Source organism: Lactobacillus kimbladii (assembly GCF_000970755.1).
Lineage (GTDB): Bacteria > Bacillota > Bacilli > Lactobacillales > Lactobacillaceae > Lactobacillus > Lactobacillus kimbladii.
Window position 1 is genome coordinate 339687 of the sequence record NZ_KQ034007.1, and the last position, 17239, is coordinate 356925.

Below are 17239 nucleotides of genomic sequence, written 5' to 3' on the forward strand. Positions count from 1 at the left end.
AGAGTGAAGGAAATGAATGATAAAAAATTTTGTCCTAATTGTGGTAAAGAGGTAAAACCGAATGTGGAATTTTGCCCTAACTGTGGTCAAAAATTACCTCAGACCCTGCATAGTAGAAAAGAATATCGCAGTCAGCAGAAAAATACTGCAACACAACCAGTTGTCAATCAGCCACAAGCCACGGCGAGCTCAGTCCATCATCCCATGAAAAAAAGAAATAAGGTCTTGCTAATCTGCTTGGGAGTTTTGATTGTCGCATTTGCGGCATTTTATGCTTGGGGTTCTAATCACTATCAAAGAAATAATCAGATTAATCAAATTGCAGCCAGTTTGAAAAATCCTCATTCTGATTTAGCCCAATTCGTAGTTTCTGAAAATCCTAATGCTCGTGTGACAACGGCAGCTTTAAAGCCGACTCAGGAATATTATGCGGAACACTACGTTGAAGCAGATAAAATGGCAGATGCTTTTAAATACGGTAATGAATATGAAAACGTCAGCTTGGTCCAAAGCGGTCGTTATTTGCTTTTATTCCCCAAATATTGTTTGCAATTAAAGACTTATACACCGCAGATTAGAACTAATCACGCCAATTCTACTATTTATGTCAACAATAAAAAATTTGGTGGCGTTGACGGCAGCGGTGAGGACTATTATAAAAAAATTGCTCCTTTATTTCCGGGTAAATACCACATTGAAGTAAAATCAGTTGCCTCTGGTCACCAGTTATCTGCCGATAAAAGTACCACTATTTTTTCTAATAAAGAAATTAACATGAACATTAAAACTGTTAATTTCATGATTAAAAGTATCCCTTCTGCCACGATTTACATCAATGATAAAAAAGTAGGCAATCTTGATAAAAGGGGCGCGAAAGTGTTTAAAGATTACCCTGTAACTGATGATATGAAGATCTATGTGGTTACTAAAGTTGATGGTAAATCTATCAAATCAGAGTCTGTTGATTATGACGATATGGGCTTTGAAGATGACGATGATAGCAGCAGTAATGTCATTAAACCCGAATGGCCCGGCTTAATTAGTAAAGATGATGCTGAAGAACTTTTAGAAAAAGACTTTACATCTCCAGAAGAGGATGACTTTGTGGGTGGAGCTGAAAATAAAGGCTATCAGGAACTGCATTCTCAAGATTCTGGTTTTGATAATGATGACGATATTAATGATTATAATATGGAATGTTCTGTAGTTTCGATTACTCCGGCGCCAAATAACTGTAGCAGCGTAACTTACAAGATTACTTACACCTTCGAACATGATGATTTTGAACATAAGCAAGTGATGTTATACACTGGCGGACTTTTCAAACAAACTGGCGACAGCGATGACAACAATCAAAAGATTAAGTCAATTGGTAACGGCAAAATAATTAGTGATAAAAAATACGATAATTAATATTGTTTTTAAAAGTAAATTTTTTGATAGCACCTCCAAATTTGAAAAAATTTGGAGGCTTTTTTATGGCTTAAAACGCAAACTACACAAGTTCCCAGAAGGAATGTGGTCATGTATGATTCATATAGACTTATTAATTATCTGCGATAAAGTTACTGAATCATATTCAATCTGTACAAAATTGCAATGATTCTAAATATAGTGGGTGTTTCAGAAATAATTTAAATATTTGATGACAATTTTAAAGCAAGCGGGGGTATTTAGTTTTAGCTTTTTGACATTCTCAATTTTCAAGACTGCTAAATTAGTTTTTTAACGGGTTTTAGCAGTCTTTTTTATTTTGACCCAAATTTCTTTCCCATTTTAAAAAGAATTGACTCTAAAACATTATTTTTAGAAACCGCTTGCAAAAGAAGTTGATAGTGGTATAGTTAAATTAATAAATGGTATATATAAGAAACCACTTAGGAGATGCTGAAAATGCGAATGCAGGATTATGTGAAATATTCATCTGAAAAATTAGGTGAGAATTTTCAAAAAAGGGATGAGTTAATTAGCGGAGTAGCAAATCTGTTTTTAAAAAAGAAATATTTGAGTATTGCCTTAATTGCTTCGGGTTCTTCTTATAATGCTTTATCAATGATTCAGGATTCGTTGCAAGAGATGACAAAAAAGCCGGTGTATCTTCATACACCGGAATATGTTATGCAATTTGGCATTGCAGCCCAGGAAAGTACATTTATTATTGTTGTGTCACAGAGTGGATCTTCGACCAATATCATTAATTGCTTGCAGTATTTACAAAAAAACGACATATTTGCAGTTTCTTTAACTGGCAATCTTGATAGTCAAATGAGCAAATACTCACAAGAAATTTTTGATTATGGACCTGGTAATGAGTACGTGGATTATGTAACTGTCGGCGTACAAACACTTGTCGAGTTCTTTTTGTTATTGGGCTGTGAAATTAGCATTCTAGATTCACAACAAAAAGAAGACTTTTATAAGCAACTACAGCAAACTATTTCATACCAAAAGGAGTTGATGGCGGAAACAGAAAAATTTATTCAAAATAATTATTTTGCCCTTTCAATGAAAAACCCTACTTTTTTCTGTGGCAATGGACCCAATTATGGAGTTGCAAGGGAAGGTGCATTGAAGTTTCAAGAAACGCTAAAAAGACCTGCAATGTATTACGAACTTGAAGAATTTCTTCATGGGCCGGATATGCAATTAACGCCAAATCATACCGTCTTTTTAATTGATGATATGCCTGTTTCTGGGAAAACTAGATTCCCAGAAGTTTTTGAAGCATTAAAAGAAATAACGCCAAATGTGTTTTTTATTACTAGTTCAAATCATTTGGAAAAAGATCAGAGAATCTTGAAAACCCAAGCTGTGAATAACTGGTTTTTTGAACCCTATTATTCATTGCCAGTAGTGCAATTAGTGGCAGCAAAAATGACTGACGAGCTTCAGGCTTGGGCTACACATCCTTATTTTGACAAGTTTGATCAAAAAATTGCAATTAAAACAGATGATTATGACGAAGAAATCAAAAATATCAAGCAAAAGTGGGATTCAGATCATAAAAGTTAAATTAGCTTAGGAGGCTTAAAAATGATTAAGATGATTCGTGTTGACTATAGGCTGCTACATGGCCAGGTTGCTTTTTCATGGACGCAAGCTTTAGGCGCAGACGCATTACTTCTAGTAAGTGATACTGTTAAAAAAGATCCGCTACGCATGAAAGCGTTGAGATTAGCAAAGCCAGCTGGAACTAAAGTAGTTATTAAAACTTGTGATGAGGCTATTGAGCAAATAAAAAGTGGGATTACAGATAAATATAAGCTGTTCGTCATATGTGAAACTCTACCAATTGCGGCCAAACTTGTTGAAGCTATTGGTGAAAAAGCAATTAATTTGGGCAATATGCCGTTTAAAGATAGTAAAAAGCAAGTGACTAAGAGTATTTTTATTGATCATGAAGATGTAGAAATAATGCAAAAACTGGTAGATCAAGGAGTTGAGCTTTTTATTCAAATGGTACCGACTGAAAACAAGATCGATGCTAAAAAGTTTCTAAAGGAGGTGTAAAAATTGATACTAAAAACTTTTTTAATTTTTCTTGTTGGATTATTGGGATATTCAGAATGGTTGCTTGGAACTAGTTATTTGCAAAGACCAATCATTCTCGGCCCTTTAGTGGGACTAGTTTTAGGTGATTTGCAAAGTGGAATAATTATGGGAGCAACTCTTGAACTTGCAATGATCGGTGCGGTTTCAATTGGTGCTTATGATCCACCTGATTTGGTTTCTGGCTCAATAATTGGTATTTCTTTAGCTATTGAGACCCATGCTGCTCCAGGTGCAGCACTAACATTGGGCATTCCAATCGCTGCCATTATGCAGGCTTTAGGACTTGCAACTGGTCAACCCTTAATGTTGGCTTTCATTCACCGCTGTGATAGTGCTGCAGAAAAGGGTAATACGAAAGCACTTACGCGAAATATGCTAATTGCTGGTTATATTCAAGACTGGCCCGGACTGGTTTTCATACCTTTAGCATTTTACTTTGGTTCTTCAACCGTGGCAAAGTTGCTTAATATAATACCTCAGTTTGTCCAAGATGGAATGAACGTTGCTGCAGGACTATTACCACTCTTGGGTTTTGCAATGCTAGCACAAATGATGATGAACAAAAAAGTGATAGCTTTCTTTTTCTTCGGCTTTTTCTTAGTAGCATACGGCAAAATATCAACTACCGGTGTAGCTATTTTTGCAGTAATAATGGCTGCCATAATGTACGTTTTCTTTGATAGAGATGATAAGAGTCAAAAGGGTAAAGATGCTCAACCAAGTGTAGAACAGGAAGGTGATGGTTTCGATGAGTTTTAATATTAAACCTAAATATGATAAGAAAATAAACAAATCCGATTTAGTTAAATTATTTTGGCGCAGTATTCCTTATGAACATTCTTGGAATTATGAACGAATGGGAAATGTTGGTTTTACTTGGGCAATCATGCCTATTTTGAAAAAATTATATCCCCAAAAAGATAAATTCATTCATGCTTTAAAACGTAACTTGGAATTATACAATATGACGCCATATATTGTGACTTTACCACTTGGAATTTCTGTGGCAATGGAAGAAGCCAATGCTAGCAATGAAGATTTTGATGAGACTTCTATTTCAGCGGTTAAATTAGCCTTGATGGGTCCACTATCCGGTATTGGTGATTCATTTTTCTGGGGTACTCTCAGAGTTTTAGCAACAGGTATTGGAACAACATTAGCTCTTAAAGGCAGTATTTTAGGGCCAATACTATTTTTCTTAGTATTCAATGTTCCACATTACATTATGAGATATTATGGTACATTTTTAGGCTATAGTTTGGGGTCGAATGTAATTAATAATGTCGAAAATTCAGGACTGATGGATAAGATCACCAAATATGCCTCAATGATCGGAATGATGGTTGTAGGTGCCATGACTCAAGAAATGGTCAGTGTTAATTTCATTACCAAGATTGGTGTTGGCAAGAGTGCATCAACAGTGCAGTCTCTACTAGATGGCATTTTCCCTGGAATTGCTACTCTTGCTTTATTTGGTGTAACTTATTGGATGCTCAAGAAGAAGCTTAATCCGTTGCTAATTATGTTTATTATTTTGGTGGTAAGTATAGCGGCAGCATACTTCAAGATCCTAGGAGCTTAGATTTAAAAGGAGAATAATAATGACAATAATGAAAAATTTTGATGTAGAAAAATATTTGCAAAATGGTAAAGATGTATATGCTCAAAGAGAGAATATTGAAAAATTAGCCGATAAATTATCTAAAAAAGAGTATCAAAACATTGTGATGATTGGTATCGGTGGAACGTGGATGGAATGGTATCCAGTTGCAGAATACTTGCATCATTTGTCTGATTTTCCAGTTTACTTGGAAAATGCTGGTGAATTATTGGTTAAAAAGGATATTAACTATCTCACTAATAAGTCTTTGGTTCTTACTTCTTCGGATTCAGGTGATACCAAAGAAATTGTAGCAGCGGTGAAATACTGCAATCAAAAAGGAATTGATGTTTATGGTTTTACCAAAAATCCAGAATCTGCCTTAGGAAAATTGTTAAAAGAATCAATTAATGGTTCACTAGCTGAATGTGAAAATGCCTATTTGATGTACTTTATGTTAACTTTACGTATCTATCAAAATTGGGGTTACTATAAAGATTACGACCGCTGGGCAGATCAAATGAAACAACTTTATCCTAACCTATTAAGATTCAGAGAAGAATTTGAACCAAGAGCTCAGAGTATTGCTCGTAAATATTACAATGCCCCATTAACTATGACTGTGGGCTCAGGGATGCTGTGGGGTGAAACATGCATGTTTTCAATGTGTATTTTAGAAGAAATGCAATGGGTCCGCACACGCCCTGTTACTTCAGCTGACTTTTTCCACGGTGCATTAGAATTAGTTGATGATACTTTACCAGTGTACTTAATCAAAGGCGAAGACGAATATCGTGCGTTAGATGAACGAGTAGAACGCTTTTTGCCAAAGCATACAAAGAGTTTTGAAGTCTTTGATACTAAAGACTTTGTATTTGAAGGAATTGATGATGATTTTAGGCAAATTTGCTCCCCGATGGTTATAACATCGCTTTTAACTGATCGTTTAGCATCATGGTATCAACAATATACTGGTCATGACCTCAATTTCCGTCGCTACTATCGTCAATTTGATTATTAAAGCAAAAGAAAAAATCGTAAAAAGTCATAATCTTTTTACGATTTTTTTGTAAATTTATGTAGCTATACTCAATAGGTTTCTTTCTCACCTAAAATACCACCAAGAGTAAATTGAAGATTCAATTCTTCTGATATAAGATAACTTTCCGTATATTCAACAGCATTACTTTGTTCATCAAAGCCATGATAAACAATGTAGTACAAAGGACTACCCTTCTTAACTTTTAGTATGCGTGCTTCTTTATCTAAAGCAGGAATAACTTGCACTGACTGAGAAACATCAATTGGTCTATGTTGTTTTGATTCCATATAGTCATAAAGACTAATATTCTTAAAATCTATTTTTGCAGCATCCGGAAAAAGCTTGTCTGGTAAATAATTGTATTCTATAGCAAAAGGTTTGTTTTTTATTCTACGAATTCTATGTAATGCAAAGACTTTATCATTTCTACTTTGTTTAAGTTTATCATTAAGAAATAAGTTGCTACTTATAATTTCTTTTCCTATCACATCACTGAATAATTTTATACCTTTTTTAGTTAGAAGTTCAGAGATACCTAAATTTTCATTTTTATCTGTAAATGACAAATTAAAATAAATACTGTTTTTATCTTTGTTATTAGAGGTAACATATGTTCCGCTACCTTGTTTACGAGTTAATAAACCTTTCTTTTTTAAGGCATCAATAGCTTTTTTTACAGTCATACGATTAATGCCATACTTTTCTGCAAGCACGCGTTCACTAGGTATTTTAGCCCCTGGAAGAAATTCTTTATTTAAAATTTTCTTTTCCAGAGCATTTTCAATTTGAATATATAAGGGGGCGTGGAATAAATTGTTCATTTTTAATAATCCTCAACGACTACTTTTACTTTTTATACTAATACGTTATTTTCTGGTATTTTTTTTGAAATAAATAATATAGGTGTCTTATCTAGAAATATTAATGAAGTTCGCTTTAAAATATATGACTTTAGAGGAGCCATGAGTTCCTTACATTCCTTGTCGCTTAGTAGGTCAACTGATACACTTTGATAATCCTTTATTTTCATACCCTTTTTTGTCTTCGATATTAGTTCCCAAAAAGAGCATTTTCCAATTTCTTTTATTGAAAATCCAATTTCAAAGTTATCGGGGAAAAATATATAATCAAGTGACAAAATTTTAGAAATTGAATTTTCTTTTAAAATTCTTTTGTAAACTAAAATGTGTATTAGAGTAGCGAGTGGGACTTCAAGTTTTAAGGATAATTTCTTATCTGCCTCTATAATTTTATTTTTTAAAACGTGATTTGAAATATTAAGATTACTGTTTTTACCAAAGATTTCAAACCAATCATAATCTTTTTTAGGTTGGTTAATTTCGTATTTTGTAGTGTTCAATGAAATTATTCCAATATTTTGAAGATATTTTAGAGCTTGTCTAATTGTATCCCTTGAAACAGAATAAATCTTAGCTAGATCTCTTTCTGAAGGAATTGTTTTCAAATAAATATTCTTTGAAATTTGATATTCAATATCTTTGGCTATTAATTCGCTTTTATTGATAATGTTAACCATTATAAGCTCTTCCTTGTCAATAATTAATTAACTTAATCTTATCTTAACACTTGAGTTATAGCAATTTTTGATGTTAATTTTTTAAAATTTTTGTAACTGAACAGAATATAAAGGAGAAAAAAATGATAAAATTTGTGATTGCAACACATGGATATTTTGCTAAGGGATTAAAAATGTCAACTGAATTTATTATGGGAAAGCAAAAAAACTTATATGCGATATGTGCGTATACCTCAGAATGTAAAGATTTCCCTAGGACTATACAAGAAATTCTTAATAATAGTCAGAAAGATAAAATAATTTTTGGAACTGACATTGCAGGAGGTAGTGTAAATAATGAACTGCAAAAGATTGTTGCATCGGATGATAGACTACATTTGATAGCTGGTATAAATTTGCCTTTTATACTTGAATTTTTAACTTCAACTGAAAGTGATTTATCTAAAAGGATAAATGAAAGTATAACAGCATCAAGAAAAAGTATAATAAATTTCGATGAATTTATTAATAAGCCATCAACAATTAAAGGAGATGGCTTCGACAGTTTCTAAAATCCCGTTACAAAAATAAACAACTTAAATAAGGTGGACAAAATTTTAGCTTTTAATTTATTTGGAAAGCGCTTTCTTGTTTTAAATGAATAAAAGAACAATTTTTGATAATGAAACTACTGTAATAACTCTCAATATTGTGCTATTATTTTCATAGACTAAGAAAGAGAGGCAGATTTCTCCATATGCATGTATTAACTCAAAATTATGAGCGATTTGTTATGGGGAAAGTGCGGCTTTCTTATCTGAACAATCTGTTGTTGCTGTTTTTTAATATGATCATTAATGGACTTAGCATATCACGCAACGTGAAATGCTAAGTCTTTTTTGATTGCTATATTTCCAAATCAGGAGGAAATCATGCCAAAATTTAAGAAGTTTTTAGTTGGTGCTATTGCAGTTTTGGGCACTGCTTTACTTGCTGGGTGCTCTAACTCAGCTAAAAAACAAGCTGATAGCGGTACACCAAAGTCTCTCAACGTGCAGTTCGTACCGAGCGTTTCTGCTAATACTCTGGAGACTAAGGCCAAACCATTAGAAAAAATGCTATCAAAGCGTCTGGGAATTCCAGTTCACGTTTCAGTTTCAACAAGTGGTAATGCACTGGTAGAAGCAATGAAATCCAAAAAAATAGATGTCGGTTTTTTACCAGGTGATGACTATGTGCAGGCGCATAAACAGCATGCAGCTGATGTTTTATTACAGTCAGAGCGTTTTGGCTTAACTAGACCAGATGGTAACTGGACTAAAAAGTTAGTTCATACTTTCCATTCCGAAATTCTAGTTAGAAAAGACTCTGGTATCAAGAGCTGGAGGGATCTTAAAGGTAAGAAAATTTCAATTCAAAGCCCAACTTCAACTTCTGGTTATATTTTCCCAGTTGCCGAATTAAAGCAAAAGGGACTGGATGTTCCTCGTAGCTGCAAGCTGGTTACTACAACTGGACATGATCAGGCAGTTCTGAATGTTTTAAATAAAGATACTGATGCAGCTTTTGTTTTTGAGGATGCCCGTAATAATGTTATTAAGGACAACCCTAAGATTAAATCGCAAGTAGTGCCAATTTATTACACAACAGAAATTCCTAATGATACTATTTCTGTCATTCCAAGTTTGTCAAAATCCTTCCGGGAAAAGTTAGCTAATGCATTTATTGCTATTGGTAAATCTAAAGAAGGTAGAAAAGTAATAGAACGCGTTTATTCACATGAAGGATATGTCAAAGCTAAAGATAGTGACTATGACACTGTTCGTAAGTATGAAAAAATTGCTGAGTCAATTAAAAAGTAATTAAGCTTATAAATAATTACTATAAAGTGCATCTTTTGTTGTTTGAACAGGAAAAGATGCATTTTTTGTACTTAAAATATAGAATTAACATGGTTAAGAATAAGTTTTTATAATAATTTGCAATTATTGCTTTAGCAAATAGAAAAAGATTGTTTTAATGATTTTAATTAAAAAGCACCTTTTTAAGTTTATATCAAGTTATCGAACAGTTTCAAACATTGACAAACAAAATGGAACAGCTATAATTAAAATGAACTAAGTTAGTTGCATAATCTAGTTTAAGAAGTAGGTTACTAATGTTAAAGAGTGAAAGACTGAAAACTATTTTACAAGTTGTAAAAACACAGAAATTTGTCACAGTTGACGAATTAGCACAAGCTTTAAAAGTTTCTGATATGACGATCAGACGAGATCTGAATGAGCTCCACAAGGCAAGTAAGATTCTACGTGTCCACGGTGGCGCGCAATTATTGTCTGATCAAACTCGCACTGAAAAAAGTTATGAGCAAAAACGTGAAATCCATAGTAAAGAAAAATATGAAGTAGCAAAAAGAGCGTGTAACTTAATTCATGAAAATGATTCGATTTATGTTGGACCGGGGACGACGTTAGAATTACTGGTAGCTAATCTCAAAGTTAAACATTTGCGCATTGTTACTAATTCATTGCCTGTATTTGAAGCTGCCAAAAATAATATGAATGATTACGATTTAATTATGGTTGGCGGTTCTTATAGAAGAATCAGCGGTGCTTTTGTAGGTGCTTTAGCCAATAACGAATTAAAAACTATGTCATTTTCTGTTGGTTTTGTCGGTGTTAATGGCATTAAAGATTATTCTTTAACAACTGCTAACTTAGAAGAAGGTCAAACCGAAGGTATCGGACTGAATCATTCGCAAATAAAATTTGTGGCTGCTGATTATACTAAATTGGATCATAGTGATTTTCACCAATTTTATGATTTGCGCAATGTGGATGGTTTAATTACTAATCGGGGAATTGAGCCTGAGTTGGAAAAGCATTACAGTCAATTTACGACTATTTATAAGTAGTTTTTTGAGAGGAGATTTGGCTATGAAGGTTGTCATTGGTAGTGACAAGGCAGGTTTTACCTTAAAAGAAAAAGTGAAAGATTACCTGAAGGCACATCAATATGATGTTTTGGATGTTACACCGGAACCCGCTGAGGATTTTGTGGAATCTAGTTTAAAGGTAACTCATGAAGTATTAGACAATGGCATTAAAAAGGCTATTATGTTCGACGAATACGGTGTAGGATCTGCCATGGCGTCAAATAAGGTTAAAGGTATGGTTACCGCAAATGTTAATGAAGAAAGAACTGCACATATGACTGCTATGCACAATGGTGCAAAAGCTATTGCTTTAGGTAGTGGTATTGTGGGTGAAAAACTGGCTTATTCAATCGTGCAACATTATTTGGATACTGAATATGCTGGTGGCCGCCATCAAGTGCGTTTGAATATGCTTGAAGAAATGATTTAAGGAGGCTTACTAATGCTAGATAATGATAGACCACAACCCGAGTTTGTTGATCCTAAAAATGATAAGCATATGGTCATTGCTTTAGGAAATGATCATATCGTTACTTCTGTCAAAATGGCTATTTCTGATCATTTAAAAGAAGAGGGATATCAGGTTATTGATGAAGGTACTCATGATAATACCAGAACCCACTATCCAATTTACGGTAAACGTGTTGCTGAAGATGTTGCCGATGGTCGTGCCGATTTAGGTATTGTCCTTTGTGGTACTGGTATCGGTATCTCAACTGCTGCAGATAAAAATGAGGGAGTTCGTGCAGCTATGGTTGGTGATGTTGCTCAAGCTGAATATGCTCGACGTGAATTGAATGCCAATGTTTTAGGCTTTGGTGGTATCGTTTTAGGACGTGACTTTATTTTTGACATTGTTGATTCCTTCTTAAATGCCAAATATGAGTCTACTCCAGAAAGACAAGAGTTAATTGCCAAAATAGACGGTGTTGCCAAACCAAATCCTGATCAAAAGGATAACGTACACTTCTTTGATGAAGAAAATAAGAAGTGGGCTGAAGGCGTATACCACGACTAAGACGGGAAAATAATATAAAAATAAAGAATTAAAATTTAATCGCACATTGAAGCCATGATTTGAAAGTCATGGCTTTATTTTTTGTAAGTTTAATTAGTAAAAATCAGAATAGAAACAAATTATAAATGCTGTCTGATTAACTGTTTATAGCAAGTTAATCACTTTAATTGGCTAAGAATATAATTAATCTTGATGAATTTTTTGCTTTATTTTTTAAAAAAGCGTTTGCATTTTTCCTTGCCATTAAATATAATAGCAATAGACAAGTGAACAAAAACTAACATAATCAAACAAAAGCGAAAAACTTGTCTATTGTTAAGGAGGGCCTAATTTGTGAAAGAAAATAACTTGTTTTCTGCAAATGCAGTATTTGTAAGTGATGCATCAGATCCAACCACAATTTTTAAGGAAGTTTCGGATAAGTTACTTGCTCTTGATTTGGTCAACGATGGTTTTTTCAATGGAATTAACCAGCGTGAACAACAGTATCCGACCGGAATAGATACTTCACCTATTGCAAAGGAATTACCAAACATTGCTGTACCGCATACTGAAGGAGAGTTTGTTAATACTTGTTTGATAGTTCCTGTTGCTTTAAAAGCATCAGTATCTTTTAAAAACATGATTGCACCTGATCAGAGTTTGCCGGTAAAATTTCTGTTTATGATTTTGAATGATAATCCAGAAGGACAAGCAAACATTTTAGCACAAATTATGGACTTTCTTAGACTTACGTCCGTTTCAAAGTTACAAACATTATTCAATCTTACTGAGACTGATAAAATTTATCAGTTCTTAAGTGAGAATTTTAGTCGACAGTAGGAGGGCTTTTTATGAGCAGAGAAGTAAAATTTATAGCTGCATGTGGTGCTGGGGTAAATTCATCTCATCAAATTAAGGATGCAGTTGAAGAAGAAATGAGAAAGCGTGGTTATAACGTCAAAGTTGATGCCTATATGATTAAGGATGTCAATGAAGATCTTTTATCACATTATGATGGTTATTTGACAATTGCCAAAACTGATCTTTCCTTTAAACCAAAAATTCCATTAATTGATGCAGGAGCAATTTTATACCGTATACCTGCTATGGCTAAACCAGTTTATGACAATGTGGAAAAAGTTGTTAAAGAAATTAATGCTAAATAAGATTTCATGAGGAAATAAAAAATGAATGGGATAATTAGTTTTGCTAACTCACTTTTTAAACCTTTGATTGATATGGGTGCAGCTACAATAATGTTAATTGTTTTGACGTTAATCGCTGTACTGTTTCGAGTCAAGTTCACTAAGGCCTTAGAAGGTGGTTTGAAATTAGCTATTGCTATTACAGCGATAGGTAATGTTATGAATATGCTGACTACAGCATTTCAAAAGCCAATGATGCAATTTGTTAAGCACACTGGCATCCACATGGATATGCAGGATATGGGTTGGGCCCCACTTGCTACTATAACCTGGGGATCACCATATACCTTGTTTTATCTGTTAGTTTTAATTATTTTAAACGTTGTTCTACTGGTATTAAATAAGACTAACACGCTTGATGTAGATATCTTTGATGTTTGGCATCTGGCATTTGATGGTTTGTTCTGTGTTTATGTTGGTGCACCATTGTGGCTATCAACTTTGTTAGTTCTTTTCATTGGTACGATGAAGATTATTAATTCTGACTTAATGAAGCCGACATTTAATGACTTACTAGATGCTCCTGAAGGCAATCCTATGACTACTACTCATATGAACTATATGATGAACCCAATTATCATGGTGTTTAACAAGTTCTTTGACAAGTGCCTGCCGTGGCTTGATAAATTTGACTTTGACTCTACGAAGCTGAACGAAAAAATCGGCTTTTGGGGCAGTAGATTTGCTATCGGTGTTTACCTTGGTGTGTTTGTTTCCTTGCTAGCTGGCAATAATTTTGCTACTGAGCAAGGATGGAAAGATATGTTTACACTATCATTTATTGGTGGTTCATGTATTGAACTGTTCTCTGTAATTGGTTCATGGTTCATCGCTTCCGTTGAGCCTTTGTCTCAAGGTATTGCTGATTTTGCTACCAAGAAGTTTTCTGGTCGTACCTTTAATATCGGACTTGACTGGCCATTCTTAGCTGGTCGTTCTGAAATTTGGGCAGCCGCAAATGTTTTGGCTCCGATTATGATGCTTGAGGCAATGGTTTTACCTGGTAACAGATTAATGCCTTTAGGTGGTATTATCGCTATGGGTGTTACTCCGGCTTTGCTAGTTGTTACTCGTGGTAAAATTATTCGGATGATTATCATTGGAACAGTTGAATTACCTATCTTCCTTTGGGCAGGTACTATGGTTGGTCCATTTGTTACCAACATGGCTCACTCAGTAGGTGCTGCTATTCCTGCACATACATTGGTTTCAGACACTACTATGGAAGGTCCAGTTGAAAAATTCTTGGCATACCTAGTAGGAAATGCTTGGAAACAACAAGGAATGTTTATTGTTTATGCCTTAATCGCTCTGGCAGCTTACTTGCTCTTATTTATCTGGTATGCAAAACAAATGAAGAAGAGAAATGCAGAATATGCTGCAGCAAAAAAGGCTAAATAATCATTGGAATGTATTGGCTTAAGGGTGATCAAATTGAAGAAAACAAAAGTATCAGATAAAGAAAAGGCTAGAAGGAATCGTATCCTTTTTTGGGCAGTTGTTGTAATTGTGGTTAACTTGCTACAGATTTTATTTAAGAATTGGATAACAAGTCTAATTGCCATGGTTGGTACAATCTATGCCTTATATCGAATCGTTGTTTTTGATAATCCTAAAAATCGCCTTAGTCAAAAATACTATGATTGGAAAGGCAATAAGCTAAGTAAATAAATTTATTAAATACCATTGGGAAACTCAATCTCAATGGTATTTTTATGTAAAAATAGTTTTAATTAGCAATATTTTGTAAAAATCAAATTGCAATAAACCGCTTTCTCTGATACACTTAAGTGGTATCTACCAGTTAGCTAAGGAGGGGGAATTCATGGCAAAACCACTTTATCGCCAAGTAATTCTAGACTTGGAAAAACAAATAAAGAATATGAAGCCGAATGCTAAATTGCCAAGTGAAAGACAGTTATTAGTTAAATACGGTGTAAGTCGCAATACAATTCGATTGGCGTTACAAAATCTTGAAGAAAGAGGATTAATATACCGTCTTCATGGTAAAGGCACTTTTGTTTCAAGTACTTTTCTTGATCAACCTAATATTGGTGGGATGTATTCTTTTTCAGAAGAATTAAAACGAACTGGGCAAAAAGCTTCAACTAAAAATTTAAGTTTAGACTTAATTACTCCAGATAAAAATATTGCTGCACAATTGAATTTGGGGCCGAGAGAAAAAGCCTACGAGCTAGTTCGTTTGCGTCTTGCTGATAACCAACCACGCATTTTTAGTAGAACTTATTTACCGGAAAAATTATTTCCCAAACTCAATCTAAACGATTTAAATGCTAAGCCGCTTTATGATGTCATGAAAGAAAAATATGACCAAATCAGCGTAATGGCTTTTGAAGATGTTGAAGCTGTTTGTCTTAATCAAGAAGAAAGCAGAAATCTGGCGGAAAAAGTTGGTGCACCAAGCTTAAAAATTTTTCGGAAGACTATTAATGATAAAAATGTACCAATCGAGTTTACGATTTCTTTGGCTAGAGGCGATAAATTTGTTTATCGTTCACGTCAATATAATGATTTATTTTAAATAATATAAGGAAGGTAAAATTAATGTTTTCAAAAACAGACGCAGAATTAGAAAAAATGGGTGCGAAAATTACTACTCGTGAAATTGAGCAGCAACCTGAATTATGGCAGCAGACTTGGTCCATTTATCAGAATAACAAGTCCAAAATCATTGATTTTCTCAGCCAGATAAATCAAAAATGGGGTAAAGTTAGAGTTATTTTTACCGGTGCTGGTACTAGTGCATATGTTGGCAATACGATTATGCCGTATTTACAAAAACATGGTGATAGAAAAAAATATGACTTTGAAGCAATTGATACGACCAAAATTGTGTCTACTCCTGAAGATTATTTAGCAAAAGATACCCCAACAATTTTAGTTTCATTTGCTCGTAGTGGCAATTCACCAGAATCGGTAGCAACAGTTGAATTAGCTAAAAAGTTAGTTAAAAACTTATATCAAATAGCAATTACCTGTGCACCAGAAGGACATTTGGCGCAGGATCTAGAAGGTGATCCTACCGGCCTTGTTTTATTGATGCCCGAAAAATCTTTAGACCAGGGCTTTGCAATGACTGGTTCATTTTCATGCATGAGTTTAATGGCACTACTTGTGTTTGATACTTTATCTGACGAAAAGAAAGAACATATTGTTAGTCAAATTGCTCAAATGGGTAAGAGCGTCATTGAGCGTGAAGATGAAATTCAATCTTTAGTTGACATTGACTTTAATCGAATTACCTATATAGGTAGCGGCAGTTTAGGTGGCTTGGCTGAAGAAACACGGCTCAAGATTTTGGAATTAACTGCAGGAGAAGTTGCCGCATTATTTGATACTTCAATGGGCTTGCGTCACGGTCCAAAATCATTCCTTGACAAGAAGACGATCGTCTTTGATTTTGTCTCCAACAATACTTATACCAGGCAATACGACTTAGATATTTTAAACGAAATCAGGGATGATCAAATTGTGCCGCTCGTGATGGCTGTTGGTCAGGAAAAAGAGGGGCAGGATTTCTCAGGTGAATCATTCATGTTTTCTAACAAAGAATTGTTACCAGATGCATACTTAGCCCTGCCCGATGTCATGTTTGGTCAAACAATTGCATTGCTCACGTCAATCAAAGTTAACAATAAGCCAGATACACCTTCACCAACGGGTACGGTCAATCGTGTGGTCAAGGGTGTTACCATTCACGAATTCAACTAATATGCTTTTGTTGTGGGTACCAAAGATATCACTATGATTTTAATAATCAACTTTTTAAATATAAAAAATACATATTGACAAAAATTGGTTGGTACCTTATCATAAAGATGTGAAAGCGTTTTTTGTAATGTTTAGATTTCCTTAAAAGATATGGAGGAAGAATTATGAATATTGTGGGAGCAAGAGTTGATGAACGCTTGGTTCATGGACAGGTAGCAAATTTGTGGACTCCTCAGTTGCAAGTAGAACGGATTATTGTTCTGGACGAAAAAGCAGCTGAAGATGATATTCAAAAGAGTGGCCTTAGAATGGCTACTCCAATGTCTACCAGGCTGAGTGTTTTACCAACAGAAGTTGCTGCAGATCATTTAAAGAAAAACCGTTACGGTAAGCAAAGATTGTTTCTGGTAGCAAAAAAACCTGATAAGTTTCTCGATTTGCTTAACATGGGTATCAAGCTTGACACCATCAATGTTGGTAATATGTCTAAACAAGATGACACTACTGAACTGACTAAGCAAGTTAATATCAATGAGCATGAAGCCGATATTTTTAGAGAGATTTCTGGCAAAGGCGTTAACTTAATTGCCCAATTAAATCCTAGTGTTGAGTCACGGGATTTAATGAAATTGATTAATGAAAAGATGAAGTAGGAGG

At 34.2% G+C, this 17239-nt stretch carries 20 protein-coding genes; 18 read left to right on the forward strand and 2 right to left on the reverse strand.

What is annotated here, in order from left to right:
• The first annotated feature begins 12 nt into the window (after positions 1–12).
• From JF75_RS10095 to JF75_RS02065, 6 genes are all read left to right on the forward strand, one after another.
• On the forward strand, positions 13–1413 hold the full coding sequence (locus tag JF75_RS10095; protein ID WP_052726852.1) for a zinc ribbon domain-containing protein: 1401 nt from the start codon (positions 13–15) through the stop codon (positions 1411–1413).
• A 480-nt stretch (positions 1414–1893) separates the two neighbouring features.
• Positions 1894–3012 carry an SIS domain-containing protein gene (locus tag JF75_RS02045; protein ID WP_046331646.1) on the forward strand — a complete coding sequence of 373 codons (1119 nt, stop codon included), beginning with the start codon at positions 1894–1896 and terminating at the stop codon, positions 3010–3012.
• A gap of 21 nt (positions 3013–3033) precedes the next feature.
• Positions 3034–3510 (forward strand): PTS sugar transporter subunit IIB, encoded by a 477-nt coding sequence (locus tag JF75_RS02050; protein WP_045927611.1) that lies wholly within the window; start codon positions 3034–3036, stop codon positions 3508–3510.
• 3 nt (positions 3511–3513) lie between these two features.
• Positions 3514–4311 carry a PTS mannose/fructose/sorbose/N-acetylgalactosamine transporter subunit IIC gene (locus tag JF75_RS02055; RefSeq protein WP_046331647.1) on the forward strand — a complete coding sequence of 266 codons (798 nt, stop codon included), beginning with the start codon at positions 3514–3516 and terminating at the stop codon, positions 4309–4311.
• Positions 4301–5134 carry a PTS system mannose/fructose/sorbose family transporter subunit IID gene (locus JF75_RS02060; protein ID WP_046331648.1) on the forward strand — a complete coding sequence of 278 codons (834 nt, stop codon included), beginning with the start codon at positions 4301–4303 and terminating at the stop codon, positions 5132–5134. Before JF75_RS02055 ends, JF75_RS02060 begins: the two co-directional genes overlap by 11 nt.
• Before the next feature lie 19 nt (positions 5135–5153).
• A complete protein-coding gene (locus tag JF75_RS02065; RefSeq protein ID WP_052726853.1) occupies positions 5154–6173 on the forward strand; it encodes an SIS domain-containing protein in 1020 nt (339 codons plus the stop codon).
• A gap of 68 nt (positions 6174–6241) precedes the next feature.
• Here JF75_RS02065 and JF75_RS02070 read toward each other — a convergent pair whose 3' ends face one another.
• Both JF75_RS02070 and JF75_RS02075 read right to left on the reverse strand, forming a co-directional pair.
• Positions 6242–7015: a GntR family transcriptional regulator gene (locus tag JF75_RS02070; protein WP_045927612.1), complete on the reverse strand. Its 774-nt coding sequence runs from the start codon at positions 7013–7015 to the stop codon at positions 6242–6244.
• A 32-nt stretch (positions 7016–7047) separates the two neighbouring features.
• Complete coding sequence (locus JF75_RS02075; RefSeq protein WP_045927613.1) at positions 7048–7731, reverse strand: GntR family transcriptional regulator; 684 nt, start codon at positions 7729–7731, stop codon at positions 7048–7050.
• 122 nt (positions 7732–7853) lie between these two features.
• On the opposite strand from JF75_RS02075, the gene JF75_RS02080 reads away from it, so the two are divergent.
• The 12 genes from JF75_RS02080 to JF75_RS02135 all read left to right on the forward strand — a co-directional run bounded on the left by JF75_RS02080 (position 7854) and on the right by JF75_RS02135 (position 17235).
• Entirely contained in the window at positions 7854–8282 is a 429-nt protein-coding gene (locus tag JF75_RS02080; protein WP_046331649.1) for a PTS sugar transporter subunit IIA, read from the forward strand.
• Positions 8283–8642: 360 nt separating this feature from the next.
• A complete protein-coding gene (phnD, locus tag JF75_RS02085) occupies positions 8643–9572 on the forward strand; it encodes a phosphate/phosphite/phosphonate ABC transporter substrate-binding protein (RefSeq protein ID WP_046331650.1) in 930 nt (309 codons plus the stop codon).
• 296 nt (positions 9573–9868) lie between these two features.
• Positions 9869–10624 carry a DeoR/GlpR family DNA-binding transcription regulator gene (locus JF75_RS02090; protein ID WP_046331651.1) on the forward strand — a complete coding sequence of 252 codons (756 nt, stop codon included), beginning with the start codon at positions 9869–9871 and terminating at the stop codon, positions 10622–10624.
• Between the two features lie 22 nt (positions 10625–10646).
• Complete coding sequence (lacA, locus tag JF75_RS02095) at positions 10647–11075, forward strand: galactose-6-phosphate isomerase subunit LacA (protein WP_046331652.1); 429 nt, start codon at positions 10647–10649, stop codon at positions 11073–11075.
• Positions 11076–11144: 69 nt separating this feature from the next.
• Positions 11145–11663, forward strand: a complete 519-nt coding sequence (gene lacB / locus JF75_RS02100; RefSeq protein ID WP_046332905.1) for a galactose-6-phosphate isomerase subunit LacB — start codon at positions 11145–11147, stop codon at positions 11661–11663.
• A gap of 333 nt (positions 11664–11996) precedes the next feature.
• Positions 11997–12485: a PTS sugar transporter subunit IIA gene (locus JF75_RS02105; RefSeq protein ID WP_046331653.1), complete on the forward strand. Its 489-nt coding sequence runs from the start codon at positions 11997–11999 to the stop codon at positions 12483–12485.
• Between the two features lie 11 nt (positions 12486–12496).
• Positions 12497–12811 carry a PTS sugar transporter subunit IIB gene (locus tag JF75_RS02110; RefSeq protein WP_045927619.1) on the forward strand — a complete coding sequence of 105 codons (315 nt, stop codon included), beginning with the start codon at positions 12497–12499 and terminating at the stop codon, positions 12809–12811.
• 21 nt (positions 12812–12832) lie between these two features.
• The gene (locus JF75_RS02115) at positions 12833–14251 is read left to right on the forward strand and encodes a PTS transporter subunit IIC (RefSeq protein ID WP_046331654.1); all 1419 of its coding nucleotides are present in this window, start codon (positions 12833–12835) and stop codon (positions 14249–14251) included.
• 24 nt (positions 14252–14275) lie between these two features.
• Positions 14276–14521 (forward strand): hypothetical protein, encoded by a 246-nt coding sequence (locus JF75_RS02120; protein WP_046332906.1) that lies wholly within the window; start codon positions 14276–14278, stop codon positions 14519–14521.
• Between the two features lie 154 nt (positions 14522–14675).
• Complete coding sequence (locus JF75_RS02125; protein WP_046331655.1) at positions 14676–15392, forward strand: GntR family transcriptional regulator; 717 nt, start codon at positions 14676–14678, stop codon at positions 15390–15392.
• 23 nt (positions 15393–15415) lie between these two features.
• Positions 15416–16582, forward strand: a complete 1167-nt coding sequence (locus tag JF75_RS02130; RefSeq protein ID WP_046331656.1) for an SIS domain-containing protein — start codon at positions 15416–15418, stop codon at positions 16580–16582.
• A 164-nt stretch (positions 16583–16746) separates the two neighbouring features.
• On the forward strand, positions 16747–17235 hold the full coding sequence (locus JF75_RS02135; RefSeq protein ID WP_046331657.1) for a PTS sugar transporter subunit IIB: 489 nt from the start codon (positions 16747–16749) through the stop codon (positions 17233–17235).
• Positions 17236–17239: the final 4 nt, after the last annotated feature.

Excerpts from the sequence above, each read along its gene's own strand:
- JF75_RS10095 (WP_052726852.1), top strand. The coding sequence starts at position 13 with ATGAATGATAAAAAATTTTGTCCTAATTGTGGTAAAGAGGTAAAACCG.
- JF75_RS02045 (WP_046331646.1), top strand. The coding sequence starts at position 1,894 with ATGCGAATGCAGGATTATGTGAAATATTCATCTGAAAAATTAGGTGAG.
- JF75_RS02050 (WP_045927611.1), top strand. The coding sequence starts at position 3,034 with ATGATTAAGATGATTCGTGTTGACTATAGGCTGCTACATGGCCAGGTT.
- JF75_RS02060 (WP_046331648.1), top strand. The coding sequence starts at position 4,301 with ATGAGTTTTAATATTAAACCTAAATATGATAAGAAAATAAACAAATCC.
- JF75_RS02065 (WP_052726853.1), top strand. The coding sequence starts at position 5,154 with ATGACAATAATGAAAAATTTTGATGTAGAAAAATATTTGCAAAATGGT.
- JF75_RS02070 (WP_045927612.1), bottom strand. The coding sequence starts at position 7,015 with ATGAACAATTTATTCCACGCCCCCTTATATATTCAAATTGAAAATGCT.
- JF75_RS02075 (WP_045927613.1), bottom strand. The coding sequence starts at position 7,731 with ATGGTTAACATTATCAATAAAAGCGAATTAATAGCCAAAGATATTGAA.
- JF75_RS02080 (WP_046331649.1), top strand. The coding sequence starts at position 7,854 with ATGATAAAATTTGTGATTGCAACACATGGATATTTTGCTAAGGGATTA.
- phnD (WP_046331650.1), top strand. The coding sequence starts at position 8,643 with ATGCCAAAATTTAAGAAGTTTTTAGTTGGTGCTATTGCAGTTTTGGGC.
- JF75_RS02090 (WP_046331651.1), top strand. The coding sequence starts at position 9,869 with ATGTTAAAGAGTGAAAGACTGAAAACTATTTTACAAGTTGTAAAAACA.
- lacA (WP_046331652.1), top strand. The coding sequence starts at position 10,647 with ATGAAGGTTGTCATTGGTAGTGACAAGGCAGGTTTTACCTTAAAAGAA.
- lacB (WP_046332905.1), top strand. The coding sequence starts at position 11,145 with ATGGTCATTGCTTTAGGAAATGATCATATCGTTACTTCTGTCAAAATG.
- JF75_RS02110 (WP_045927619.1), top strand. The coding sequence starts at position 12,497 with ATGAGCAGAGAAGTAAAATTTATAGCTGCATGTGGTGCTGGGGTAAAT.
- JF75_RS02115 (WP_046331654.1), top strand. The coding sequence starts at position 12,833 with ATGAATGGGATAATTAGTTTTGCTAACTCACTTTTTAAACCTTTGATT.
- JF75_RS02125 (WP_046331655.1), top strand. The coding sequence starts at position 14,676 with ATGGCAAAACCACTTTATCGCCAAGTAATTCTAGACTTGGAAAAACAA.
- JF75_RS02130 (WP_046331656.1), top strand. The coding sequence starts at position 15,416 with ATGTTTTCAAAAACAGACGCAGAATTAGAAAAAATGGGTGCGAAAATT.
- JF75_RS02135 (WP_046331657.1), top strand. The coding sequence starts at position 16,747 with ATGAATATTGTGGGAGCAAGAGTTGATGAACGCTTGGTTCATGGACAG.